The following is a 23,079-nucleotide window of genomic DNA, read 5'->3' on the forward strand; positions in this document are numbered from 1 at the left end:
ATCGACACATGGCACTGAAGCACTTTAGTCCCGTCACGCCGAGCCTTCGTGGCACGGTTCTGATTGACCGGTCCGACCTTTGGAAGGGCAAGCCGGTCAAGCAGCTGACCGAAGGCAAGAACAAATCGGGCGGGCGTAACAACCACGGCCGTACGACGTCTTTCTTCCGTGGCGGTGGACACAAGCAGTCTTATCGTTTCGTCGACTTCAAGCGTCGCAAGTTCGACGTTGTCGGCACGGTAGAGCGTCTGGAATATGACCCGAACCGCACCGCGTTCATCGCACTGATCAAGTACGAAGATGGCGAGCTGGCGTATATTCTGGCTCCTCAGCGCCTGAAGGTTGGCGATCAGATCGTCGCCGGCGCGCGCGTGGACATCAAGCCGGGCAACGCGATGCCGCTGTCGGCCATTCCGGTCGGCACCATCGTGCACAACATCGAGCTGAAGCAGGGCGCCGGTGGCAAGCTGGCTCGCGCTGCGGGCACGTATGCGCAGCTGGTCGGCAAGGACGCCGGCTATGCGCAGATCAAGCTGCAGTCAGGCGAACTCCGCGTCGTACGTGGCGAATGTCTGGCGACGGTCGGCGCCGTGTCCAATCCGGACAACATGAACCAGCACATTGGTAAGGCGGGTCGCGCTCGCTGGCTGGGACGTCGTCCGCACAACCGTGGCGTCGTTATGAACCCGGTCGATCACCCGCATGGTGGTGGCGAAGGCCGCACTTCGGGCGGTCGTCATCCGGTTACGCCGTGGGGCAAGCCGACGAAGGGTTACAAGACCAGGGTCAACAAGCGTACGGACAGTCTGATCATCCGTCGCCGGAAGACCGGCAAGTAAGGGGCAATAAGAGATGGCACGTTCCGTCTGGAAAGGCCCGTTCGTGGACGGGTATCTACTGAATAAAGCCGACGCATCGCGCGCGTCCGGTCGTAACGAAGTGATCAAGATCTGGTCGCGTCGTTCCACGATCCTGCCGCAGTTCGTGGGGCTGACCTTCGGTGTTTATAATGGTCACAAGTTCCTGCCCGTGCAGGTGACGGAGAACATGGTCGGACACAAGTTCGGCGAATTCTCTCCGACCCGTACGTTCCATGGGCATGGCGCGGACAAGAAGTCGAAGAGGGGCTGAGATGAGCAAGTCAAAGCAACCTCGTCGACTGAGCGAGACCGAAGCGCAGGCGATTACGCGGAACATCCGCGTCAGCCCGCGCAAGCTCAATCTCGTCGCTGGTCTCATTCGCAACAAGCCTGCCTCGCAGGCTGTCGCGACCCTGACCTTCTCGAAGCGTCGCATCGCCCAGCAGGTCAAGAAGACCTTGGAGAGCGCGATTGCAAACGCGGAGAACAACCATCAGCTCGACGTCGATCAGTTGGTGGTCAAGACCGCCGACGTCGGCAAGTCGATCGTCATGCGGCGTTTCCACGCCCGCGGTCGTGGTCGTTCGGCGCGTATCGAGAAGTTCTTCAGCCACCTGACGATCGTCGTGGCCGAGCGTGCGCCCGAGCCCGAGATCACCAAGGAAGAGAAGGCGGCCTGAGATGGGACATAAGGTCAATCCGGTCGGGCTCCGGCTCGGCATCAACCGCACCTGGGACAGCCGCTGGTACGCCGATGCGGACTATTCCCGGCTGCTGCATGACGATCTGAAGCTGCGCGCTTTCCTGCGTCGCAAGCTGGCTGGCGCAGGCGTGTCTCGCGTCGTGATCGAGCGCCCGGCGAAGAAGCCGCGCGTTACGATTTACGCTGCGCGTCCCGGCGTGGTCATCGGTAAGAAGGGTCAGGACATCGACGCGCTCCGCAAGGAGCTGACGAAGATGGCGAAGACCGACGTTGCGCTGAACATCGTCGAGATTCGCAAGCCCGAAATCGATGCGACACTGGTTGCTGAGAACATCGCGCAGCAGCTCGAGCGTCGCGTCGCTTTCCGTCGCGCCATGAAGCGTGCGGTCCAGTCGGCGATGCGTCTCGGCGCGCAGGGCATCCGGATCAATTGCTCCGGACGTCTTGGCGGCGCTGAAATCGCTCGCATCGAGTGGTATCGCGAGGGGCGCGTGCCTTTGCACACGCTTCGCGCCGATATCGATTACGGGACCGCGACGGCGAAGACGACGTACGGCACCTGCGGCGTGAAGGTCTGGATTTTCAAGGGCGAAATCCTGGCTCACGACCCGCTGGCGCAGGACCGTCGCGCCGCCGAGCAGGCGCCGCAGCGCTGAGGGATAGACGAAAATGCTTTCTCCCAAGCGGACTAAATTCCGCAAGGCCCATAAGGGCCGCATTCATGGTCTCGCCAAAGGCGGCACTCTGCTGAACTTCGGTGCCTACGGTCTGAAGGCGCTGGAGCCGGAGCGGATCACTGCTCGGCAGATCGAAGCGTCGCGTCGCGCCATTACGCGAGCGATGAAACGTGCCGGTCGGGTGTGGATTCGTATTTTTCCGGACCTCCCGGTCTCGACAAAACCTGCCGAAGTGCGTATGGGCTCCGGCAAGGGATCTCCGGAATACTGGGTGGCCCGTGTGAAACCGGGTCGTATCCTGTTCGAGATCGAAGGCGTTCCGCCGGAAGTCGCGCGTGAAGCGTTGGCTCTCGGCGCGGCGAAGCTGCCGATTAAGACGAAGTTTGTGACCCGCATCGGGGAGGCGTGAGATGAGCAAGGCGCTCAAGCCGGCTGATCTGCGTGCGAAGTCCGTTGATGAGTTGCAGACGCTTCTTCTCGATCTGAAGCGCGAGCAATTCAATCTGCGGTTTCAGCAGGCGACCGGTCAGAACGAAGGGGTGAGCCGCGCGCGTGCAGTGCGTCGCGACATCGCCCGTATTAAGACGATCGCGGCGCAGGCCGCGGCGAAGACTGTCGCGGGAGCCACTGCTCCGGCGGCTAAATCCTAAGGGGTCCGGCAATGCCGAAGCGCATCCTGAGCGGGCGCGTGACCAGCGACAAGATGGACAAGACGATCACCGTCCTTGTCGATCGTCGCGTCATGCATCCGCTTTATAAGAAGTTCATCCGTCGGTCGAAGAAGTATGCGGCCCACGATGAACTCAACGAGTGCAAGATTGGCGATTCGGTGCGTATTGAAGAATGCGCTCCGATCTCCAAGCGCAAGACCTGGACTGTGATTTCCCGTAACGGCGAGACCGTTGGCGAAGTCCAGTCCGGCGCTGTTGCGTAAGAGGGGTAAAGACCAATGATCCATCCCGAGACCAACCTTGAGGTCGCCGACAATTCCGGCGCCCGTCAGGTGCAGTGCATTAAGGTGCTGGGCGGCTCCAAGCGGAAGTCCGCCTCGGTCGGCGACGTGATCGTCGTTTCCGTCAAGGAAGCGATTCCCCGTGGTAAGGTGAAGAAGGGTGACGTCCATCAGGCCGTCATCGTTCGTACGTCTTACCCGGTGCGTCGTGCCGACGGCAGCGCGATCCGGTTCGACCGGAACGCGGCCGTGCTGATCAACAAACAGCAGGAGCCGATTGGCACGCGTATCTTTGGCCCGGTCGTTCGTGAACTGCGTGCGCGCAAGTTCATGAAGATCATCTCTCTGGCGCCGGAGGTGCTGTAATGGCTGCTCGCATCAGAAAGGGCGACACTGTCGTCGTGACGACCGGTTCCTCCAAGGGGACGCGTGGAGAAGTTCTCTCCGTAATCCCCTCCGAGAACAAGGCGGTCGTGCGTGGCGTTGCTGTGGCGAAGCACCACAAGAAAGCCACCCGCATGGGTGAGGAAGGCGGGATCATTGCGCGCGAAGCCGCCGTTGACCTGTCCAACCTGGCGTTGATCGATCCAAAGAGCGATAAGGCGACGAAGGTCGGCTTCCGCGTTCTGGACGGCGGTCGCAAGGTTCGCGTCGCGAAGGCGACCGGCGAAGTGATCGAGGGCTGAGGGGGTAGACATGTCAGAGGCAACGGATACTCGCCAGCTCCCGCGTATGCGGACGCGTTACGAGAACGAAATCGCTGCGAAGCTGCGTGAGCAGTTTGGCTACAAGAACGTCATGCAGATTCCCCGCCTTGAGAAAATTGTTCTCAATATGGGTGTTGGCGAAGCTGCTGGCGATCAGAAGAAGCTGGACACGGCGCTCGCCGAGATGATGCTTATTGCTGGGCAGCGTCCTGTAAAGACCGTCGCGAAGAAGGCAATCGCGGGTTTCAAGATTCGCGAAGGTCTGCCGATCGGTTGCAAGGTCACGCTCCGTAGCGCACGTATGTACGAGTTTCTTGATCGTCTGGTGACGATCGCGATGCCGCGCATCCGTGACTTCCGTGGACTGCCGGCGAACAAGGGCTTCGATGGTCGCGGGAATTTTGCGATGGGCTTGAAAGAGCAGATCGTGTTCCCCGAAATCGAATACGACAAGGTCGACCAGGTTCGCGGCATGGACATCATCTTCGTAACGACTGCGAAGACGGATGCGGAAGCCAAGGCGCTTCTGAAGGCGTTTGATCTGCCGTTTGCGGCATAAGACGCACGAGGCGAGCATGCTCCGCGGATGACTGCATCTGCGGGGCTTTCGTTTTCGTCCTCCGGCCTGCGCCGGTAGGATGAAGAACTAAAAAGTTTTTGGAAAACCGCTGGAATGGTCCAGCAGGTTCCGGAGGGTAGAATCAGGCATGGCCAAGATCTCCGCCGTCACTCGCAACGCCAAGCGCGCCCGTATGGCGCAGCGCGACAAGGCTAAGCGTATGGCTCTGAAAAATATCGTGATGGACCGCTCTTTGCCGGTTGAGGATCGCTTCGATGCGTCGCTCAAGCTGGCCGAGCTTCCCCGTAATGGTTCGCGCGTTCGCGTGCGTCTCCGCTGCAAGCTGACTGGCCGTTCGCGCGGCAACTATCGCAAGTTCGAGCTGTGCCGTATCGCACTGCGCGATCTGGCGTCGAACGGTCAGATTCCTGGCGTGGTCAAGGCGAGCTGGTAAGGGCGGGCTATGTCACTTTCTGATCCTTTGGGTGATATGCTCACCCGTATCCGCAACGCGCAGCGCGCTCGTCACGCCGCGTGCGTGGCTCCCGCGTCGAAGCTGCGCGCCAGCGTTCTCGAAGCTCTGAAGCGCGAAGGTTATATTCGTGGTTTCGCGGTGGAAGAGGTCCGCAAGGGCATCTCCCAAATCCGTATCGAGCTGAAATATACCGATGGCGATCCGGTCATTAAGGAGATTCACCGTGTGTCCCGTCCGGGTCGCCGCGTGTACTCCAAGATCAAGGAACTGCCGCGCGTTTACGCCGGTCTCGGCGTGTCGATTCTGTCGACGCCGCGCGGCGTGCTGTCCGATGCAGAGGCTCGCGCCGCCAATGTTGGCGGCGAAGTTCTCTGCCGCGTGTTCTGAGGAGGGATAAATGTCGCGCGTAGGCAAATATCCCGTCGACGTCCCCGCGGGCGTCACCGTCTCGATCGCCAATGGCGTTCTGACGGCCAAGGGCAAGCTCGGAGAGCTGAAGCTCCCGCTGTCCAAGCATGTCGAGACCACGGTCGACGATGGCAAGGTCACGGTGAAGCCGTTGGGTTCGGTGGCGCAGGCTCGCATGATGTGGGGCACCACCCGTGCGCTCGTCGCGACGATGGTGAAGGGCGTTTCCGAGGGGTTCTCCAAGACCCTGGAAATCACCGGCACCGGTTATCGCGCCGCCGTGCAGGGGTCGAACCTGGTCCTGAACCTCGGTTACTCTCACGACGTGGTCTATCCGATTCCTGCGGGCATCAAGATCACCACGCCGCGTCCGACTGCGGTGGTGGTCGAGGGCATCGACAAGCAGCGCGTTGGTCAGGTCGCACTGGACATCCGCAGCTATCGCAAGCCGGAGCCGTATAAGGGCAAGGGCGTCCGCTACGACACTGAGACCATTCGTCGCAAGGAAGGCAAGAAGAAGTAATGAGCACGCAACAGGATCTGCGGGAGCGTCGCCGCCAGCGTCTGCGCTTCCAGCTCCGCCGCAAGGCCGGCGGACGTCCGCGCCTGTCGGTGTTTCGTTCAGGCAAGAACATCTATGCCCAGGTGATCGACGACGCCGTTGGCCGCACGCTGGCCGCTGCTTCGTCGCTGGACAAGGACATTCGTTCGGACGACGCCACGGGCGCGAACCGCGAAGCCGCTTCTGCTGTTGGCAAGCTTGTGGCGCAGCGCGCTCTTGCGGCTGGCGTGACTCAGGTCGTCTTCGACCGCGGCTCGTATCTGTATCATGGGCGCGTCAAGGCGCTGGCGGAGGCTGCCCGCGAGGGCGGTCTCTCCTTCTAAGAGAGGGGACACGTAATGGCACGTGAACCGAGAGACGGCGGTAGAGGCCGGGAGCGCGAGCGGGAGCGCGAGGGCGACGATCTGATCGACAAGCTCGTCACCATCAACCGCGTCGCGAAAGTTGTTAAGGGCGGCCGTCGCTTCGCCTTCGCCGCTCTGGTCGTCGTAGGCGACCAGAAGGGCCGCGTTGGTTACGGCGCTGGCAAGGCGCGTGAAGTGCCGGAAGCGATCCGCAAGGCGACCGAACGGGCGAAGCGCGGTATGATCCGCGTACCGATGAAGGAGGGGCGTACGCTTCACCATGACGCGGCAGGTCATTTCGGCGCTGGCAAGGTGATCCTTCGTTCGGCGGAAGCCGGAACGGGAATCATCGCAGGCGGCCCGATGCGCGCTGTTTTCGAGAGCCTTGGCATCCACGATGTGGTCGCCAAATCCCTTGGAACCCGTAACCCGCACAACATGGTCAAGGCCACGTTCGCGGCTCTGGAGCGTTGCGCGAGCCCTCGCGCTGTGGCGAACCGTCGCGGCAAGAAGGTTTCGGACATCCTTGGCAAGCGCGAGCAGGCTGTGGAGGGCGCAGATGCCTGATACAAAAACCGTCCGCGTGACGCAGGTTGCGTCGGGTAACGGTCGTAAGCCCGGTCAGCAGGCAACGCTGGTCGGCCTCGGCCTGAACAAGATCGGCCGCACGCGCGAACTGCAGGACACGCCGTCCGTTCGTGGCATGCTGCGCAAGGTAGCCCACCTGGTGAAGGTGGAGGACTGACATGAATCTCAATGAGCTTCGCGATAACGACGGTGCGCGTTATCGCAAAAAGCGTCTCGGACGCGGCATCGGGTCCGGCAAGGGCAAGACGTCGGGTAAGGGCGTAAAGGGTCAGAAGGCGCGTGAAGGCGTGTCGCTGAACGGCTTCGAGGGTGGTCAGCTTCCGCTGTATCGTCGTATGCCGAAGCGTGGGTTCAAGAACATTTTCCGTAAGGAATATGCTCCGGTGAACCTCGCGGCGATTGAGAAGGCCATCACCGATGGCAAGCTCGATGCGGGTTCGGTGAACGAGGAGGCTCTGCGTAAGGCCGGTCTCGTCGGAACTGGCAAATACGCTGGCGTGCGCCTTCTGGGTGTTGGCGAGCTTACCCGTGCCGTCACGATCGAGGTAGCTGGCGCGTCTGCGACGGCTATTGCTGCAGTCGAGAAGGCTGGCGGCTCCGTGAAGACCACGGTCGCCCCTAAAAAAGCTGCTGAGGCAGCATCGTAAGCCGCAAGCCAATTTAAGGGACGCTCGACGAACGTGCGAACGTCCCTTATGACCTATTTCGGCTTTGCAGACGGAAACGTCTGCCGTGACAGCGTCCCGCTTTGCGGCGGCGCTGTTTTTTGTGAAAGGACAGGCGCATGGCTTCCGCGGCCGAACAGCTGGCAGCCAACTTCAACCTGGGATCGTTCGCGAAGGCGACCGAGCTTAAAAAGCGGATCTGGTTCACCCTCGGCGCGCTGATCATTTATCGACTCGGCACCTACATCCCGGTGCCGGGCGTCGACGCGACCGTTATGGGACAGCTTCTGGCCCAGCATCAGGGCGGGATACTGGGCATGTTCGACATGTTCAGCGGCGGCGCTCTTGGCCGTATGACGGTCTTCGCGCTCAACATCATGCCGTATATCTCGGCGTCGATTATTGTGCAGCTGATGTCGACCGCGATCCCCTCGCTCGAGTCTCTCAAGAAAGAAGGCGAGCAGGGACGGAAGAAGCTGAACCAGTACACACGCTATCTGACGGTCGCCATTGCGCTGTTTCAGGCTTACGGCATCGCCATAGGCCTTGAGCGGATGAGCAGTCAGGCTGGATCGGCTGTGGTTAATCCGGGCTCATTTTTCATTCTCTCCTGCGTTGTGACGCTGGTCGGCGGCACGATGTTCCTGATGTGGCTGGGCGAGCAGATTACGTCGCGGGGAGTCGGTAACGGAATTTCGCTGATTATCTTCGCGGGAATCGTTGCGAATCTCCCGCATGCATTGGCGAGCCTGTTCCAGCTTGGCTACACCGGCGCGCTTTCACCATTCTTCGTGTTGGTGTTTCTGGTGCTCGCGGCGGCCACGATTACGTTCATCGTATTCATGGAGCAGGCCCAACGCCGTGTCGTGATCCAGTATCCCAAGAGGCAGATGGGCAACCGCATGTTTGGCGGCGAGTCGACGCACATGCCGCTGAAGGTGAACACTGCGGGGGTCATCCCACCAATTTTCGCGTCTTCAGTGCTTCTTATCCCGGTGACGATCGCGGGCTTCATGAACGGCAAAGCCATGCCGGGCTGGTTGTCTTTCCTTGGACAGCAGCTTGGGCAGGGCCAGCCGCTTTACATGGCGTTCTACGCGGCGATGATCCTCTTCTTCTCCTACTTTTACGCGGCGGTGACGTTCAATCCGGAAGAGACGGCGGACAATCTGCGCAAGCAGGGCGGCTTCATTCCCGGCATCAAACCGGGAGCTGCGACGGCGACTTACTTTGACCGGATTCTGACGAGACTGACGACGATTGGTGCGCTGTATCTGGTGGCTGTCTGCCTGCTGCCGCAGATATTGATCAGCCATTACAACGTTCCGTTTTATTTTGGCGGCACGAGCCTCATCATCATCGTCTCGGTGACAATCGACACCGTGACCCAAGTTCAGTCTCACCTGGTGGCGCACCAATATCAGGGACTGATCCAGCGTAGTCGTCGCGGCGGGCAGAACCGGAGGATTATTCGTCGATGAACATCATCTTTCTCGGCCCGCCGGGCGCCGGCAAAGGAACACAGTCGAAGCGTCTGGAGATTCGCTACGGGATCTCTCAGATTTCCACCGGCGACATGCTGCGCGCCGAGGTGAAGGCGGGTTCTGACATCGGGCGTGAAGCCAAGGCGCTGATGGACGCGGGGAAGCTTGTGTCCGACTCGATGATCGTAACGATGCTTGAGGCGCGAATCCGGCAGCCAGACTGCGAGAAGGGTTTTATTCTCGACGGCTTTCCTCGGACGGTCGCGCAGGCTGAAGCGCTTGATGACATGCTTGCCCGGCTGCAGAGCAAGATCGATGTCGTTCTGGTGCTGCAGGTTGATGAAGAGGCGCTGGCGGATCGAATCGCGGGACGGTTCTCGTGCGCGAAATGCGGTGCGAGCTACAACGATGCGTCGAATCCGACGCGTGAGTCTGGCGTCTGCGATATCTGCGGCTCACATGAGTTCGTGAGGCGCGCGGATGACAACAGGGAGACAGTGACGTCTCGCCTGGCGTCCTATCGTCGGGAGACCATGCCGCTGCTGCCTTATTACGAGGCGAGCACCCGTGTGGCGTTTGTAGACGGGATGGCTCCGATCGATGGCGTGAGCGCCCAGATCGACGGGATCATGACTGAAGTGGAGAAGATCACGCAAAAGTGATCTGTTTTCGTTGACTCATAGTCGCCGGTCGGTCTATTGCGCGCGCTCTAGACCGCATGGCCGCCTCTCGCGGCATTCACTGGCGGCAATCTGATTATCATACGCTTGCGCGGGACGCAGGCGGACAGGAGTGTGTGGCGTGGCGCGTATTGCCGGCGTGAATATCCCGACCAACAAGCGTGTTGTGATCGGTCTTCAGTATATCTACGGGATCGGACAGACGAAGGCTGAGCAGATCTGCAAGACCCTCGGTCTTCCGGACGCCAAGCGCGTCAACGAACTGAGCGACGACGAAATCTCGAAGTTGCGTGAGCTGATCGACGCAGACTACCGCGTCGAAGGCGACCTTCGTCGTGAAGTTGCGATGAACATCAAGCGTCTGATGGATCTCGGCTGCTATCGCGGCCTGCGTCATCGTCGCGGGCTTCCGGTTCGCGGCCAGCGGACCCATACCAATGCGCGCACGCGTAAGGGTAAGGCGGTTGCGATCGCCGGTAAGAAGAAGGTCACGCGCTAAGGTCGCGGCCCGGCTCGCCGGGAGTCTTTTGGAAATTGTGCGGCCTTGGCGAATTTCGTCAGGGCGCGTCCGGGGTTTTCCCGTGACGGTAGAGAGAAGCAGGACGAAGAAACATGGCGAAGGCCGCCGCTCCGCGTATCCGCAAAAAAGAGCGCAAGAACATTATCTCGGGCGTGGCGCATGTGCTCTCCACGTTCAACAACACCATGATCACGATCTCCGACGCGCAGGGTAACGCCATCGCGTGGTCGTCGGCTGGCGCTCAGGGCTTCAAGGGCTCGCGCAAGTCGACCCCGTATGCGGCTCAGGTCGCTGCCGAGGACGCAGGCCGTAAGGCGCGCGAGCATGGCATGGAGACGCTGGACATCGAAGTGTCTGGTCCTGGTTCAGGGCGTGAGAGCGCGCTGCGGGCTCTTCAAGCGGTCGGTTTCTCCATCGCTTCGATCCGCGATCTGACGCCGGTGCCGCACAATGGTTGCCGTCCGCGCAAGCGTCGTCGCGTCTGATCGTCCCACGATGCGGGCGGCGGGCGTAAGCCTCGTCGCTCGAACTCGTGTGGTTTGAGTTTTGCCTCGGCTTTGTCGGGGTTTTTTCGCCGTCAGTTGGCGGTTCCCGTTTGTGAAAGGCCGATACCTTGGTCCTCCAGAAAAACTGGCAGTCCCTGATCAAGCCGGAAAAGCTGGAAGTCGAGTCCGGCGCCGTCCCGTCGCGCGTCGCGACCGTGGTCGCGGAGCCGCTTGAGCGCGGCTTCGGCATGACGCTTGGTAACGCGCTGCGCCGTATTCTGCTTTCCTCCCTGCAAGGCGCGGCCATCACGGCCATCCAGATTGATGGCGTCCTGCACGAATTCTCGTCGGTCCCCGGCGTTCGTGAAGACGTCACCGATATCGTCCTTAATATCAAGCAACTCGCCCTGAGTATGCATGGTGAAGGACCGAAGCGCATGGTCCTGACTGCGACTGGCCCGGGCGAGGTCCGCGCGGGTCAGATTCAGGCGGGTCATGGCATCGAGATCATGAATCCGGATCTGGTGATCTGCACGCTCGACGACGGCGTGAAGCTGAGCATGGAGTTCACGGTCAACATCGGTAAGGGTTATGTCCCTGCCGCCGCCAACCGTCCGGAAGATGCGCCTATCGGGTTGATCCCGATCGACGCGATTTATTCGCCGGTCAAGCGCGTGTCCTATAAGGTCGAGCCGACTCGCGTCGGACAGGTGACCGATTATGACAAGCTGCTGCTCACGGTGGAGACGAACGGTGCGGTGACGCCTGAGGACGCGGTGGCTCTCGCTGCCCGCATTCTTCAGGACCAGCTCCAGCTCTTCATTAACTTTGACGAGCCGCGCCCTGTCGTGGCTCAGGAGCCGGAAGACGATCTTCCGTTCAACCGCAACCTGCTTCGCAAGGTTGACGAGCTTGAGCTGTCGGTCCGTTCGGCCAACTGCCTGAAGAACGACAACATCATCTATATCGGCGATCTGGTTCAGAAGACCGAGCAGGAGATGCTGCGCACGCCTAACTTCGGGCGTAAGTCTCTGAACGAAATCAAGGAAGTCCTCACGGCGATGGGGCTCTCCCTTGGTATGAACGTCCCGGCATGGCCGCCGGAGAACATTGAGGATCTGGCGAAGCGGCTCGACGAGCCCTTCTGATCCGCAACAACAGGAACCTTCACCATGCGTCACGGTGTTGCCGGTCGGAAGCTCGGCGTTACCTCCACTCATCGCGCGGCCATGTTTCGCAACATGGCTGTCGCTCTCATCAAGCATGAGCAGATCACGACGACTCTGCCCAAGGCGAAAGAGCTTCGTCCGGTTGTCGAGAAGCTGATCTCACTCGGCAAGCGTGGCGATCTGCATGCCCGTCGTCAGGCGTATGCGCAGCTCCGTGACGACGTGATCGTCAGCAAGCTGTTCTCCGCGGTAGCTGATCGCTACAAGGCGCGCACCGGTGGCTACACCCGCGTCCTGAAAGCTGGCGTCCGTTATGGCGACGCGGCCGACATGGCGGTGATCGAGCTGATTGATCGCGACGTCAACGCGAAGGGTCAGGACAGCGGCCCGAAGCCTGTTCATGAAGAGCAGGACGATCTCGCAGCCTGATTCAGGCGTCATGCGCTTTCGAAAAGCCGGCCTTAGGGTCGGCTTTTTTTATGCGATATCGCCGGCAACAGAGCTGCGGATAGTCGAAACTGCGACTCTATTGCGGTTGTATCGAGTTCAGTCATATCCTGTCGCGGAAAATAGATAATACACATTTCAATAGTGATAAGGCGTGAAACGGAATGAAGCTCAAAAGCGTGACGCGCCGTGTCTTTTGTGTCGGCGTCGCGGCGATTGGCTCGCTGACGGCTGTCGGCGCGAAGGCGGCGACGCCGGTGCGGGTCGGCTATATCCCGGTTTTGGGGTCTTCAGCGCTTTTCGTTATCGATGGCTTAGGCTGGGCGAAAGAGGCAGGGCTGGAGCTGGAACTTGTTCGGTTCACGTCCGGTCCGCAAGCTATTCAGGCGCTTGTTTCGGGGCGCATCGACGCCTATGTCGCGGGGGTTCTGCCTCTCTTGCAAGCGCGGGCGCACGGGGTGGATGTGAAAGTCGTCGCCACTGGAGCCATAGAGGAATTGTCGCTGGTGGTGCGCGGTCCTTTGGCGGCTGGTCTGGATGCGGGAAAGCCCGGCGGGCTTTCTCATGACGCTCTGGCTGCGCGATTTACTGATTTTCAGAAGACCGTGGGACGTAAGCCGAAAATTGCGGCGCAGCCACAAGGTTCGGTGCCGGACACGCTGCTTCGTTACTGGCTCAAGGAACGCGAAGGCGTGGATGTGAGCGCTGTCGACATTGTCGGTCTCGATATCGATGGCGCGCAGCAGGCGTTGCTTGCCGGAGCGGTCGACGGCGCGGTGTTGCGCGAGCCCGCGTTGACGGTCGTTCGTGCGCGTCGTTCCGACGTGCGGACGCTGGCCACCGGACATGATCTGATGCCCGACCAACCGGGCTCGGTTCTGGCTGTTCTCAAGCCTGATGCGCCAGAACGAAAGGCGTGGGCGAAGGCATTGACCGGCCTGTTCGTGCGGGCGACGTCTTTGCTTGCGGAACACCCTGAGCAGGCGACGCCCTATGTAACCAAAGCGCTGGGCGGCGGATTACTGCCTCCGGCGGTGATCGAAGGAGCGCTGAAGGCGTCGGCGCCTACGTTTGTGGCGGATCCAGCACGCATCATGGCGAGCGTGAGCAGTCTGCAGAACTTTGAGGTGTCGCAAGGCCTGCTTACCGCGCCTCAGCCAGTGGATGCTCTCTTCGATCTTCAGACCTGGCGTGGTGGCGCGCAGTGAACGGCCGCCGCGTGGTTTTCTGTCGTCAGGTATGAGTTGATGAGACTTTTGGCAGGACGTCCCGCGTGGGCGACGCGCGATCTTGCGCCCGGCGTTCGCGTCGTTCTTGGCGTCGTCGGACTGGTTGTGTTGCTTGCCACATGGCAAGCTGTCGTTGCTTACGGGCTGGTTCCGCCCGACGTCTTGCCGGCACCGACGGAAATATGGCCCGCCTGGATCAACGAGGTGTCCGGCGGGTTCTGGTCACAGGCCGTGCTGGACAGTCTGACCCATTACAGTCTTGGCTTGCTGATCGGCTCGGCGCTTGGCGTCGGCGCAGGATTGTTGTGCGGGTCTATGCCTGTGGTCGACGCGTTGACGGGCGGTGCGGTCCGTCTGCTGCGTCCGATTCCCGGGCTGGCGTGGGCGCCGTTTGCGATATTGTGGTTCGGGCTGAACACCGCAGGGGCGACGTTCATCATCGCGATATCGGTGTTCTGGATTACCTTCTACGCGGCTTACGGCGCGGTGCGTGCGATTGATCGCGACCTGTATGAAGTTGCGGCCGCGTTTGGTCACGGCGGCTTTGTCGGACGGATGCTGTATGTCGTGCTTCCGGCGTCCGCGCCGGGTGTGATGGCGGGCTTACGGACCGGGCTAGGCCAGGGCTGGATGTCCGTCGTGGCGGCAGAGCTGTTCGGCGCGCCCGGCGTGGGTGCGCGGATGTTGCAAGCGTCGAGCCTGCTCGCGACGGATGTCGTGGTGGTCTACATGGTGACCATGGCGTTGCTGTATGCGTTGACCGATGTTGCGTTCGGTTTTCTCAGCAAGCGCGCGCTGCGCTGGCAGGGCTGAGACATGGAGCCTTTGATTCGGCTGGAGAACGTGGCTCTGTCGCATGATGGCGGCGGCTCGTTCGTTTTTCGGAATATCGATCTTTCCGTAGTGTCCGGCGAGTTTATCGCCATTCTCGGACCTTCCGGCGTCGGGAAATCGACTCTGCTGCGGGTGCTGATGGGGCTTGTGGAGGCGTCGGAAGGTCGTGTGATCCTGTCGTCTGGATCGGCCTCGAAGATGGGAGGGCGCGCGGCGCTGGTGTTCCAGGACGCGCGGCTCATGCCCTGGCGGACAGTTCGTCGTAACGTGGAGTTCGGGCTGGAAGGTATAGGTCTCTCCCGAACGGAACGTCGGCAACGGGTGGAGCGGGCGTTGGCGCTGGTCGGACTGGCGGATGAGGCTGGGCGTTGGCCACGGCAATTGTCCGGCGGGCAGCGGCAGCGCGTCGGGGTGGCGCGCGCACTCGCGGTGGAGCCTGATCTTCTGCTTATGGATGAGCCCTTCGGCGCTCTGGACGCGATCACGCGTGGGGGATTGCAGGCCGAATTGCTCTCTATCTGGGAAAAGACCGGCAAAACGGTGATTTTTGTGACGCATGATCTCGATGAGGCGATTCTATTGGCGGATCGTATCATTGTCCTCGCGGGGAGACCGGCGACCGTGCGTGGCGACCTTCGGGTGGGGCCGCGTCCGCATGACCCGTCGTCACCGGCGATGAGGGCGTTGGCGGGCAGGCTCCGGGCCTTAATCGGCGGCGAGGAGGATCCTGGGGTGGAGCCTTACGCGCGCTTTGAGGGCATATGACGGCGTTGACCGACGAGAGACGACGCCGCAGACTTGGCGGCTTCCAGAGTGAAGGGAGGGTGTCATGACGGTGGAAGAAAAGGACTTCGGACTTGATGGCGACGTGACGTCGATACAGACGCAAGAGGTTCGCAACCGGGGCGTTCGAGCGGGCGACGCAGTGTCAGAAGCGCTCGATACGGTGCGAGATATTACCGCCGACCAGCCGCTTTTGATGGTTGCGATCGCCGCAGGGCTCGGCGTGCTGACCGGCGGTTGCCTCGCGCGGCGCTGATAGGCGCGGGGAGCGCGCTGAGGCAAGTTTATTACGAGGACAGAGTGCCGGTAAGGAAACTTCATAGCCGGTAGGTAGTTTGTAGGATATTGGCGTTCTGCCCACAGGAGTTCGTTGAGATGCTTAAACTTGCCCTCTTGTTTCTGGTGATCTCTGTCATTGCGGGCCTCTTCGGCTTTGGAGGCATTTCCAGCGCCGCCGCAGGGATGGCGAAGATTCTGTTCTTTATCGCCATCGTCGTCTTCCTTGTTTTCCTCGTGCTGGCGCTGATCGGCGGTAGCGCTATTGCGGGAAGATGACGCTCCTGCATGATGATTTCGTAGACTGAAAGTCGCTCTGACGATCGTTGTTGCGAGGTCAAAAAACGAATAGGCGGTTGAGCGAAGCGAAGCGCTTTCTCAACCGTCTATTTTTTTGAGTATACCGTGAAAGGCAGTGTTACTTTCTACGAACTGCCTCAGACAGCGCACGCACGCCCTGCAGCACGGTTGGAACCGTTTGCGCTGTCGCCTGATCGTTTGCGTCCAGCGTGTCGGCAAGAGTTGCGAGCAGCGCGGATGCAACAACAGCGCCGTCGGCGATACGGGATGCCGAGGCGGCCTGCTCCGGAGTGCGGATGCCGAAGCCGATCGCAACCGGCAGGTCGGTCGCAGCCCGCAGGCGCGTCAGCGCCGCGGTCAGATCGTCGTCGCTGGCCGAGCGGGTTCCGGTGATGCCGGTGATGCTCACGTAATAAACGAAGCCGGATGCGTGGTTCAGCACCAGACGCAGGCGCTCGTCGTCCGTCGTGGGCGCGACGAGGCGGATAATGTCCAGTCCGTGCTCGCGCGTGGGACCCTCCAGCGGCGCGGCTTCTTCCGGCGGTAGATCGACGATGATCAGGCCGTCGATGCCGGCCTTGCTGGCGTCGGCGCAGAAGCGTTCAAGTCCGTAGGACTCAATGGGGTTCAGATAGCCCATCAGGATCAGCGGCGTGTCCGCGTCGTTCTGGCGGAAGGCGGACACCATCTCCAGAACACGGGGAAGCGTGGCCCCTGCTTTCAGGCCGCGTTGCGCCGCGCGCTGGATGATCGGGCCGTCGGCGGACGGATCGGAGAACGGCATGCCGATCTCGATCAGATCCGCGCCCGCCTCCGGCATCCCGCGCAGCAGGGCGAGGGCGGTGTCGAAATCCGGGTCACAAGCTTCGAGATACGGGATCAGGGCGCCGCGCCCCTGTTCCTTGAGGGCGGCGAAACGGGCGGCGATGCGGCTCACAGGCTGACTCCGAGATGTTCGGCGACGGTGAAGATGTCCTTGTCCCCTCGACCGGAGATGTTGACGACGACCAGAGTGTCGGGGCTCATCGACGGCGCGACTTTGATGGCGTGGGCGATGGCGTGCGCGCTCTCAAGCGCCGGGATGATGCCCTCGGTCTGGGTGCAGGTCTGGAAGGCGTCCAGCGCCTCGTCATCCGTGACGCCGACATATTCGGCGCGCCCGATTTCATGCAGCCATGAGTGCTCGGGGCCGACGCCAGGATAATCCAGCCCGGCGCTGATGGAGTGGGCTTCGTCGATCTGGCCGTTCTCGTCCTGCAGCAGATAGGTGCGGTTGCCGTGCAGCACGCCGCGTCGTCCACGCGAGATGGAAGCGGCGGTCTTGCCGCTGTCGAGGCCGTGGCCTGCCGCTTCGACGCCGATCAGACGAACGGAGGCGTCGTCCAGAAACGGGTGGAAGATGCCCATGGCGTTCGATCCGCCGCCGATGGCCGCGATCACCACGTCCGGCAGACGGCCTTCAGCGTCCTGCATCTGCATCTTCGTCTCCTCGCCGATCACGGTCTGGAAATCACGCACCATTGCCGGATACGGGTGCGGCCCGGCGACCGTGCCGACAAGGAAATAGGTGTCGGCGACGTTGGCGACCCAGTCGCGCATCGCCTCGTTCATCGCATCCTTCAGCGTGCCTGCGCCGGACGTGACGGGCACGACCTCGGCGCCCAGGAGCTTCATGCGGAAGACGTTGGGCTTCTGACGCTCCACGTCGGTGGCGCCCATGTAGATCACGCATTTCATGCCGAACAGGGCGCAGACCGTGGCGGTCGCGACGCCGTGCTGTCCGGCGCCGGTTTCCGCGACGATGCGGCTGCGCCCCATGCGGCGGGCGAGCAGGATCTGGCCCATCACGTTGTTCAGCTTGTGCGAGCCCGTGTGGTTCAGCTCTTCACGCTTCATGTAAATCTTGGCGCCGCCGAGTTGCTCGGTCAGGCGACGCGCGAACCAGAGCGGGGAGGGGCGACCGACGTAGTCACGGAGATAGAACTCGAACTCTTTTCGGAATTCCGGATCGGCTTTCGCGGTTTCGTAAGCCGCGTTCAGTTCCAGCAGCAGCGGCATGAGCGTCTCGGCCACGAAACGACCGCCGAGGCCGTCGCCGAAATGCCCGGAAGGGCTGGGCCCGCTACGCAGGCTGTTGCTTCTAGTGCCGTCAGTCATCGCCAGTTCCCGCTTTCTTGGCCCCTGTCTGGAGCTGTCTCCGTGCCGTTCCCCTGTCGCGTGGGCAGGATCTTCAGGTCAGGGCGTATACCAGAGAGGGGGAACGGGCGTCCAATTGGGGACCTTGCGGCCTTGTCGCTTGCGGCCACATATTATTTGGAACAGCGCGAGTTGATGAGTGACCTGATGAATTACGAACTAATTTCAGAGGAAGATTACGCCAATCTGCCAGATGACGATGATCGTTGTTTTGTCGAGTTTGAAGCGATCTGTAAGAGGAATATGTTGCGGCTGATTGACGAGAATACGTCTGGAATTTTTGATCGGACCGTTCGTGAGCAGTATATGGTCTCGGTATCTGCCGTCGCTGAAGAGTGTTTAATCCCGAACATATTATATAATCCCGAATACTCTGTAGATTTTGATGAAATTTTTTCTCGATTTTGTTTGGATGTGCAAGGTGAGGTCGCTCGTATTCGGATCAAATTTCGTCGCGCAAGGCATGCTTACTCTGTGCACTTGACAGAAAATACGCGCACGAAGGTTGAACATTATATATATCGCGTATTCGCGATGTAGTGGAAAATTCAAATTTGGATGAAAATCGTAAAAATAACTTATATAGAAAGCTGAATCATTTATCTGAAGAAATTTCTGGAAAAAGATTAAGTTTTGCAAAAACAATGAGTGTGTTGACCTCGGTTTTAGCCGCTACGTCTGCTGGAGTGACGATAATGGCAGACGGCCACAACGCCGTCGTGCAAATTATGCAACTAATTGGTCATGACAAAGAGTCTGAAGAGTTGGCAGTTCAACGTTTGACTCCGCCCCTGCGGGCGCTGCCGCCACCTGTAGGTAAGCAGCCCAGTTTGCCGAAACCGCGGGAAGAGTTGGACGATAATATTCCATTCTGAATGTCAGAAATCTCTACAATATTCAGTCAGACAGATTAACGAGAAAGTTTTGGAATTTATTGCGGGGATTGATTTTTTTAAAGCGCTGGCAACACCTTCCCCGGATTCATCAACCCCTGCGGATCGATCGCGGCCTTGATACGGCGCATCACGTCCAGCTCGGCGCCGCCGCGCCAGTCCGGCATCATGTAGGTCTTGAGCTGACCCACGCCGTGCTCGGCGGAGAAAGAGCCGCCCAGTTCACGAACGATCCCGGCGACGGCGTCCATGATGTCGTGATCACGCGCCAGAAAAGCGGCGCCGTCCGCGCCTTCGGGCTGGACCAGATTGAAGTGGATATTTCCGTCGCCGATATGGCCGAAGGGCGCTACGCGCACGCCAGGGATCAGGGCTTCGCAGGCGGCGCTGGCGCGTTCGATGAACTCCGGTATGGCCGACAGCGGCACAGAGACGTCGTTCTTCACCGACGCGCCCGCGCGCTTTTGCGCCTCCGCATGCTCTTCGCGCAGTTTCCACAATGCGCCGCGCTGCGCTTCGCTTTCTGCAAGAACTGCGTCTGTCACCAGCCCGTTTTCCAGTGCGTCGCCGAGTGCTTCTTCCATCAGCTCTCGCAGCGCGCCGCCTTCTCGGGGACTCGCCAGTTCGACGAGCACGTAAGCGGCAGCGGGCTCCGATAGCGGCAGCTTCGCGTCGGGGATCAGCGTGTTGACCAGACCCATGCTGACGCCTGACATGAACTCGAACGCCTGAATCGCGCTGGGTTCGCGGGAGCGGAAGGCGGCGAAAAGACGCAGGGCGGCGGCGGGACTTTCCACGGCGCACAAGGCCGCCTCAATGGAGCGCGGCGCTGGTTGCAGTTGCAAGATCGCGGCGGTGATCAGACCGAGCGTGCCCTCCGAGCCGATGAAGATCTGGCGCAGGGCGTATCCTGTGTTGTCCTTGCGCAGGCGGCGCATCAGATCGAGCTTGCGTCCGTCGGGCAGGGCGACTTCCAGACCCAGCACCAGCTCGCGCGCATTGCCGTAGCGGACCGTGTTGTTGCCGCCAGCGTTCGTCGCCAGCACGCCGCCGATTTCCGCAGAACCTTCGGACGAGATCGACAACGGAAGGAGCAGTCCTGCCTCCTTGGCCGCGTCCTGCGCTGCTTTCAGGGTGACGCCAGCTTCGATGGTCATGGTCTGGTCGATCGGGTCGATTGCGCGCACGCGGTTCATGCGGCTCGTGGCCAGAACGAGCGCCCGTCCGCTTTCGTCAGGGGTCGCGCCACCGACCATGCTGGTGTTGCCGCCTTGCGGCACCACGGCGATCTTGTGCTCGGCGCAGATGCGTAACGCTTCAGCGCAGGCTTCGGCGGTGGCCGGGCGCGCCACGGCGCAGGCGCGCCCATGAAATAGGTTCCGCCAGTCTGTGACGAATGGAGCCATGTCGGAGGCTTCGGTCAGCAAGCCGCCTGAACCCAGAGCGGTTCGAAGCTGCTCCAGAGCGCCCGCGGGAAGGCTGAGCGCGGCGTCGCTGGCGAAGGCGGTCATGGGTGTCCTCTCAAAGCCCGGCGGCGGGGCGTGGGCCGCGGCGGCGGCGGTGTCGCGCGATCTTACACCAGCCTGCCGCGCTGCGCCCACCCCGGCGGAACGCGGTAGAGCCTGACGTTAACGCAGATAGACGGCGTTTGGCGTATGAGTCGGGGCAGGGCGCAACGCGTGAAACAATTCGCCGCCAGCGACTCCCGCCACTGCGCCAATGATGAACGTGACGATCAGCAGCGTCAGACGGAGCTGTCCTGCGGACTGCATCGAAGACAGCTGCGTCTGAGTCTCCGCGCGGGCCTGTTGGGTCAGGAACAACTCGGCGCGTAGCGCAGAGTTGTCTGCGCGGCACGTGCGAAGCTCCATGTCCAGTTTGGTGAGGCTTTCCGTCAGGTCGCGAACCTGTGCTCGGGCCTGCTGGGTTTCCGCGGACGTGGCGCCGGCGCGGGTGGAGGCGCGGGCGCGGGGCGCCGCGCGGGTTGGCGGGTTCGGCGCGATGGCGGTGAACAGGTTCTTCAGAGCGCCGCCGGTCATCTTGTTGCGCCGCGCCCGGGCCCGCAGCGCGTCGAGCGCGGAGCTTGCCTGCCCGGGCTGATCTTCCAGCACCAGAGCAAGAATGTCGCCGAGGACCTTGAGTTCCTTGGGATCCAGATTGTCGCTCATAAGGCCTCGTGACGACAGGTGGACGCCGCTTCGCGAGGAGACGCGTCAGATGGGGGAGGGGGCATATGCGGATGAGGTGGGCGGGGCGCCGCCGCTCGAGCTAGACGGTCGCCAATAGCGGCCCCGAGGCCATGGCTGGGGACCGGGGCGGCGGCGATACGCTTCAGCCCGCGCTTCCGCCCTTCAGCGTCGAGGTGGCGCAGTCCTGCGAAAAGTCGGGCGGCGGCTTCTTCGAGATCGCCGCTTTCGCTGAGATTCCAGCAAAGATTCGAGGAACGCGACGCCGGCCCGAAGGCGAGCAGCGCTTCGTCTGGCTCTATGTCGGTCGCGTTTAGTCGCAGGGGCAGGGACGGAGCGTAATGCGAAGACAGCTGACCCGGTGAACGGGGGGCGGACGGCTCGTCGGGAGCGTCCAGGAGAACCGGGCCGATTTCGGCTTCGATCGCCTCCAGCGGAACGCCGCCATGGCGGAGCAGGACCGGGTTGGGTCCGGAAATATCCAGCACAGTGCTCTCCACGCCGACTGAGCAGGGGCCGCTGTCGAGCACAGCGTCGATGCGGCCTTCTAGTCCGTCCAGCACATGGTCCGCGTCCGAGGGGCTGACCGAGCCGGAGAGGTTGGCGGACGGGGCTGCGACGGGGCGACCGACAGCCCGCAGAAGAGTTAACGCAGTTTCGTGCCCCGGCACGCGCACGGCTGCGGTCGGCAGACCGGACGTTGCGAGGTCGCAGATGGCGCCGTCAGCACGGCGCGTCATGACCAGGGTCAGCGGTCCGGGCATGAAGCGTCTGGCGAGGGTTTCCGCGATCGGCGTGGCCTGCACATGTGCGAACGCATCTGCGGCCGACGCGAAATGGCTGATGAGCGGGTTGAAGTCAGGGCGCCCCTTGGCGGCGAAAATCCGCGCGACGGCATGGGAATCCGTTGCGTCCGCGCCCAGACCGTACACCGTTTCCGTTCCGAACGCGACAAGTCCGCCTGAGCGCAGCAATTCTGCGGCGCGGCTTAGTCCGGCTTCGGTTACGGGCAATCGTTCGGTCATGCTATTCCTGCAAGAGCGCGACGGCATAGCATGGAGCGCCGGGCAGCCGCCAGTCTCGGCGCATGAGACAGTGGATTGTCAGGCCGCGTCACGCTGCGCACGCCGTCAATCAATCCGCGCGAGCAACGTTACAGAGAGGCAGCGCCGAAGGTAAAGCGCAGTTTTCAGTCTGTCTTATCGTCGCGTCGCGCCCCGGCACACGAAAGGCGGGTTTTTCCAGCCGGGTTTGCCGTAACGGAGCGGCGCATGGTCTTCTGTGACGATCTCTCCGCCTGCGGCCTCGACGATCGCCTGCGGCGCCGCGGTGTCCCATTCCATAGTGGGGCCGAGGCGCGGGTACAAGTCGGCGACGCCTTCTGCGACGCGCACGAATTTTACCGCCGAACCGATATTGCCGAGCGACGCGATGGTGGAGCCATCCAGAAACGCCTTGAGGCGCGGGTCGTCGCCGTAATGGCGCGACGCGAGAACGGCGAGGCCTTCGGCAGGCGGCGTGCGGACGTGAATATCGTGCACGCCGGCGCCGTCATGGCGGCGGGCGCCGAGTCCGACGCCGCCTTCGTAGAACTGGCCGTAGGCTGGCAGCGCCATTGCGCCGAGGACGGCGCGATCGCCCCTCACCAACCCGATATTGACGGTGAAATCATCGCGGCCCGCCGCGAATTCGCGTGTTCCGTCGAGCGGATCGACCAGCCAGTAGCTCTCCCCGGCTTCGGTCATACGCCCGGCGGCAACTTCTTCTTCGGCGATCACGGGAATGCCGGGCGCTTCGCGTCGCAGGGCGGCGACGATATGGGCTTCGGCTGCTTCGTCGGCTTCGGTGACGGGGGAGCGGTCGGATTTCGTCTGGGTGACGAAGCCTCTGGCCCGAATCACGTTGATGATATCGGCAGCCTCACGAGCGAGGCGAAGGGCGAGGGCGAGCAGATCGTGATCGGAGGGCGTGCGTGTGAGCGTCGTCATGATCCTGTCATACTCCACGGGAGCGGGCGCGCAATCGCAAACCCGTCCTTTCGACGTCGCGTCAGGTCATGACACGGCGCATGTATGGGCCGAAGCCGCGCGCAGTTGC

Annotated in this window: 36 protein-coding genes; 30 read left to right on the forward strand and 6 right to left on the reverse strand. The window is 61.6% G+C overall.

Going from position 1 to position 23,079, the window contains the following annotated elements:
• Positions 1-8: 8 nt before the first annotated feature.
• The 28 genes from rplB (at position 9) to G442_RS0106070 (ending at position 15,686) form a co-directional block, all read left to right on the forward strand.
• The gene (gene rplB / locus G442_RS0105935) at positions 9-839 is read left to right on the forward strand and encodes a 50S ribosomal protein L2 (protein WP_026397251.1); all 831 of its coding nucleotides are present in this window, start codon (positions 9-11) and stop codon (positions 837-839) included.
• Positions 840-852: 13 nt separating this feature from the next.
• Positions 853-1,131, forward strand: a complete 279-nt coding sequence (rpsS, locus tag G442_RS0105940; RefSeq protein WP_026397252.1) for a 30S ribosomal protein S19 — start codon at positions 853-855, stop codon at positions 1,129-1,131.
• Position 1,132: 1 nt separating this feature from the next.
• Positions 1,133-1,540, forward strand: a complete 408-nt coding sequence (gene rplV, locus G442_RS0105945; protein ID WP_026397253.1) for a 50S ribosomal protein L22 — start codon at positions 1,133-1,135, stop codon at positions 1,538-1,540.
• A 1-nt stretch (position 1,541) separates the two neighbouring features.
• Entirely contained in the window at positions 1,542-2,219 is a 678-nt protein-coding gene (rpsC, locus tag G442_RS0105950) for a 30S ribosomal protein S3 (protein ID WP_026397254.1), read from the forward strand.
• 13 nt (positions 2,220-2,232) lie between these two features.
• A complete protein-coding gene (gene rplP, locus G442_RS0105955; RefSeq protein ID WP_026397255.1) occupies positions 2,233-2,649 on the forward strand; it encodes a 50S ribosomal protein L16 in 417 nt (138 codons plus the stop codon).
• Between the two features lies 1 nt (position 2,650).
• Positions 2,651-2,890, forward strand: coding sequence for a 50S ribosomal protein L29 (gene rpmC, locus G442_RS0105960; protein WP_026397256.1), 240 nt, complete (start codon positions 2,651-2,653; stop codon positions 2,888-2,890).
• Between the two features lie 11 nt (positions 2,891-2,901).
• Positions 2,902-3,174, forward strand: a complete 273-nt coding sequence (gene rpsQ / locus G442_RS0105965) for a 30S ribosomal protein S17 (protein ID WP_026397257.1) — start codon at positions 2,902-2,904, stop codon at positions 3,172-3,174.
• A 15-nt stretch (positions 3,175-3,189) separates the two neighbouring features.
• Positions 3,190-3,558, forward strand: a complete 369-nt coding sequence (gene rplN / locus G442_RS0105970) for a 50S ribosomal protein L14 (RefSeq protein WP_010666045.1) — start codon at positions 3,190-3,192, stop codon at positions 3,556-3,558.
• The gene (gene rplX / locus G442_RS0105975) at positions 3,558-3,878 is read left to right on the forward strand and encodes a 50S ribosomal protein L24 (RefSeq protein ID WP_026397258.1); all 321 of its coding nucleotides are present in this window, start codon (positions 3,558-3,560) and stop codon (positions 3,876-3,878) included. Before rplN ends, rplX begins: the two co-directional genes overlap by 1 nt.
• Before the next feature lie 10 nt (positions 3,879-3,888).
• Positions 3,889-4,458, forward strand: coding sequence for a 50S ribosomal protein L5 (gene rplE / locus G442_RS0105980; RefSeq protein ID WP_026397259.1), 570 nt, complete (start codon positions 3,889-3,891; stop codon positions 4,456-4,458).
• 148 nt (positions 4,459-4,606) lie between these two features.
• Positions 4,607-4,912 (forward strand): 30S ribosomal protein S14, encoded by a 306-nt coding sequence (rpsN, locus tag G442_RS0105985; RefSeq protein ID WP_026397260.1) that lies wholly within the window; start codon positions 4,607-4,609, stop codon positions 4,910-4,912.
• 9 nt (positions 4,913-4,921) lie between these two features.
• Positions 4,922-5,320 (forward strand): 30S ribosomal protein S8, encoded by a 399-nt coding sequence (gene rpsH / locus G442_RS0105990; RefSeq protein WP_026397261.1) that lies wholly within the window; start codon positions 4,922-4,924, stop codon positions 5,318-5,320.
• A 10-nt stretch (positions 5,321-5,330) separates the two neighbouring features.
• Positions 5,331-5,864, forward strand: a complete 534-nt coding sequence (rplF, locus tag G442_RS0105995) for a 50S ribosomal protein L6 (protein ID WP_026397262.1) — start codon at positions 5,331-5,333, stop codon at positions 5,862-5,864.
• Entirely contained in the window at positions 5,864-6,226 is a 363-nt protein-coding gene (rplR, locus tag G442_RS0106000) for a 50S ribosomal protein L18 (protein ID WP_026397263.1), read from the forward strand. Before rplF ends, rplR begins: the two co-directional genes overlap by 1 nt.
• Positions 6,227-6,241: 15 nt before the next feature.
• Positions 6,242-6,814: a 30S ribosomal protein S5 gene (rpsE, locus tag G442_RS0106005; RefSeq protein WP_035376239.1), complete on the forward strand. Its 573-nt coding sequence runs from the start codon at positions 6,242-6,244 to the stop codon at positions 6,812-6,814.
• Positions 6,807-6,992, forward strand: a complete 186-nt coding sequence (rpmD, locus tag G442_RS0106010; RefSeq protein ID WP_026397265.1) for a 50S ribosomal protein L30 — start codon at positions 6,807-6,809, stop codon at positions 6,990-6,992. Before rpsE ends, rpmD begins: the two co-directional genes overlap by 8 nt.
• A 1-nt stretch (position 6,993) precedes the next feature.
• Positions 6,994-7,482, forward strand: a complete 489-nt coding sequence (gene rplO, locus G442_RS0106015) for a 50S ribosomal protein L15 (RefSeq protein WP_026397266.1) — start codon at positions 6,994-6,996, stop codon at positions 7,480-7,482.
• 137 nt (positions 7,483-7,619) lie between these two features.
• Positions 7,620-8,981, forward strand: coding sequence for a preprotein translocase subunit SecY (gene secY, locus G442_RS0106020; protein ID WP_026397267.1), 1,362 nt, complete (start codon positions 7,620-7,622; stop codon positions 8,979-8,981).
• Positions 8,978-9,646: an adenylate kinase gene (locus tag G442_RS0106025; RefSeq protein WP_026397268.1), complete on the forward strand. Its 669-nt coding sequence runs from the start codon at positions 8,978-8,980 to the stop codon at positions 9,644-9,646. Before secY ends, G442_RS0106025 begins: the two co-directional genes overlap by 4 nt.
• Positions 9,647-9,785: 139 nt before the next feature.
• Complete coding sequence (rpsM, locus tag G442_RS0106030; protein ID WP_026397269.1) at positions 9,786-10,163, forward strand: 30S ribosomal protein S13; 378 nt, start codon at positions 9,786-9,788, stop codon at positions 10,161-10,163.
• A gap of 113 nt (positions 10,164-10,276) precedes the next feature.
• On the forward strand, positions 10,277-10,669 hold the full coding sequence (rpsK, locus tag G442_RS0106035) for a 30S ribosomal protein S11 (protein ID WP_026397270.1): 393 nt from the start codon (positions 10,277-10,279) through the stop codon (positions 10,667-10,669).
• A gap of 128 nt (positions 10,670-10,797) precedes the next feature.
• Positions 10,798-11,817 carry a DNA-directed RNA polymerase subunit alpha gene (locus G442_RS0106040; protein WP_026397271.1) on the forward strand — a complete coding sequence of 340 codons (1,020 nt, stop codon included), beginning with the start codon at positions 10,798-10,800 and terminating at the stop codon, positions 11,815-11,817.
• A 24-nt stretch (positions 11,818-11,841) separates the two neighbouring features.
• The gene (gene rplQ / locus G442_RS0106045; protein WP_026397272.1) at positions 11,842-12,267 is read left to right on the forward strand and encodes a 50S ribosomal protein L17; all 426 of its coding nucleotides are present in this window, start codon (positions 11,842-11,844) and stop codon (positions 12,265-12,267) included.
• A 182-nt stretch (positions 12,268-12,449) separates the two neighbouring features.
• Positions 12,450-13,493 (forward strand): ABC transporter substrate-binding protein, encoded by a 1,044-nt coding sequence (locus G442_RS0106050; RefSeq protein WP_026397273.1) that lies wholly within the window; start codon positions 12,450-12,452, stop codon positions 13,491-13,493.
• A gap of 39 nt (positions 13,494-13,532) precedes the next feature.
• Positions 13,533-14,327 carry an ABC transporter permease gene (locus G442_RS0106055; protein WP_051292004.1) on the forward strand — a complete coding sequence of 265 codons (795 nt, stop codon included), beginning with the start codon at positions 13,533-13,535 and terminating at the stop codon, positions 14,325-14,327.
• 3 nt (positions 14,328-14,330) lie between these two features.
• Positions 14,331-15,113, forward strand: a complete 783-nt coding sequence (locus tag G442_RS0106060; RefSeq protein ID WP_026397275.1) for an ABC transporter ATP-binding protein — start codon at positions 14,331-14,333, stop codon at positions 15,111-15,113.
• A gap of 64 nt (positions 15,114-15,177) precedes the next feature.
• Positions 15,178-15,387 (forward strand): hypothetical protein, encoded by a 210-nt coding sequence (locus G442_RS21055; RefSeq protein WP_035376240.1) that lies wholly within the window; start codon positions 15,178-15,180, stop codon positions 15,385-15,387.
• A 119-nt stretch (positions 15,388-15,506) separates the two neighbouring features.
• A complete protein-coding gene (locus G442_RS0106070) occupies positions 15,507-15,686 on the forward strand; it encodes a DUF1328 domain-containing protein (RefSeq protein WP_026397276.1) in 180 nt (59 codons plus the stop codon).
• A gap of 139 nt (positions 15,687-15,825) precedes the next feature.
• On the opposite strand, the gene trpA is transcribed toward G442_RS0106070, so the two are convergent.
• Together trpA and trpB are read right to left on the reverse strand one after the other, a co-directional pair.
• The gene (trpA, locus tag G442_RS0106075; RefSeq protein ID WP_026397277.1) at positions 15,826-16,644 is read right to left on the reverse strand and encodes a tryptophan synthase subunit alpha; all 819 of its coding nucleotides are present in this window, start codon (positions 16,642-16,644) and stop codon (positions 15,826-15,828) included.
• Complete coding sequence (gene trpB, locus G442_RS0106080; protein WP_035376241.1) at positions 16,641-17,864, reverse strand: tryptophan synthase subunit beta; 1,224 nt, start codon at positions 17,862-17,864, stop codon at positions 16,641-16,643. The genes trpA and trpB overlap by 4 nt, the downstream gene beginning before the upstream one ends.
• Positions 17,865-18,038: 174 nt before the next feature.
• Here trpB and G442_RS0106085 point away from each other — a divergent pair, with 174 nt between their 5' ends.
• Positions 18,039-18,443, forward strand: a complete 405-nt coding sequence (locus G442_RS0106085; RefSeq protein WP_146882287.1) for a hypothetical protein — start codon at positions 18,039-18,041, stop codon at positions 18,441-18,443.
• Positions 18,443-18,778, forward strand: coding sequence for a hypothetical protein (locus G442_RS0106090; RefSeq protein ID WP_154660354.1), 336 nt, complete (start codon positions 18,443-18,445; stop codon positions 18,776-18,778). The genes G442_RS0106085 and G442_RS0106090 overlap by 1 nt, the downstream gene beginning before the upstream one ends.
• Positions 18,779-18,855: 77 nt before the next feature.
• On the opposite strand, the gene G442_RS0106095 is transcribed toward G442_RS0106090, so the two are convergent.
• The 4 genes from G442_RS0106095 to G442_RS0106110 form a co-directional block, all read right to left on the reverse strand.
• Positions 18,856-20,307, reverse strand: coding sequence for an FAD-binding oxidoreductase (locus G442_RS0106095; protein ID WP_026397281.1), 1,452 nt, complete (start codon positions 20,305-20,307; stop codon positions 18,856-18,858).
• 117 nt (positions 20,308-20,424) lie between these two features.
• Positions 20,425-20,964 carry a hypothetical protein gene (locus tag G442_RS0106100; protein WP_026397282.1) on the reverse strand — a complete coding sequence of 180 codons (540 nt, stop codon included), beginning with the start codon at positions 20,962-20,964 and terminating at the stop codon, positions 20,425-20,427.
• Positions 20,961-22,007 (reverse strand): L-threonylcarbamoyladenylate synthase, encoded by a 1,047-nt coding sequence (locus G442_RS21060; protein WP_084440389.1) that lies wholly within the window; start codon positions 22,005-22,007, stop codon positions 20,961-20,963. Before G442_RS21060 ends, G442_RS0106100 begins: the two co-directional genes overlap by 4 nt.
• A gap of 174 nt (positions 22,008-22,181) precedes the next feature.
• On the reverse strand, positions 22,182-22,970 hold the full coding sequence (locus tag G442_RS0106110; protein WP_026397283.1) for a 3'(2'),5'-bisphosphate nucleotidase CysQ family protein: 789 nt from the start codon (positions 22,968-22,970) through the stop codon (positions 22,182-22,184).
• Between the last annotated feature and the right edge of the window lie 109 nt (positions 22,971-23,079).

This window comes from Acetobacter nitrogenifigens DSM 23921 = NBRC 105050, from assembly GCF_000429165.1.
Classification (GTDB): domain Bacteria; phylum Pseudomonadota; class Alphaproteobacteria; order Acetobacterales; family Acetobacteraceae; genus Acetobacter; species Acetobacter nitrogenifigens.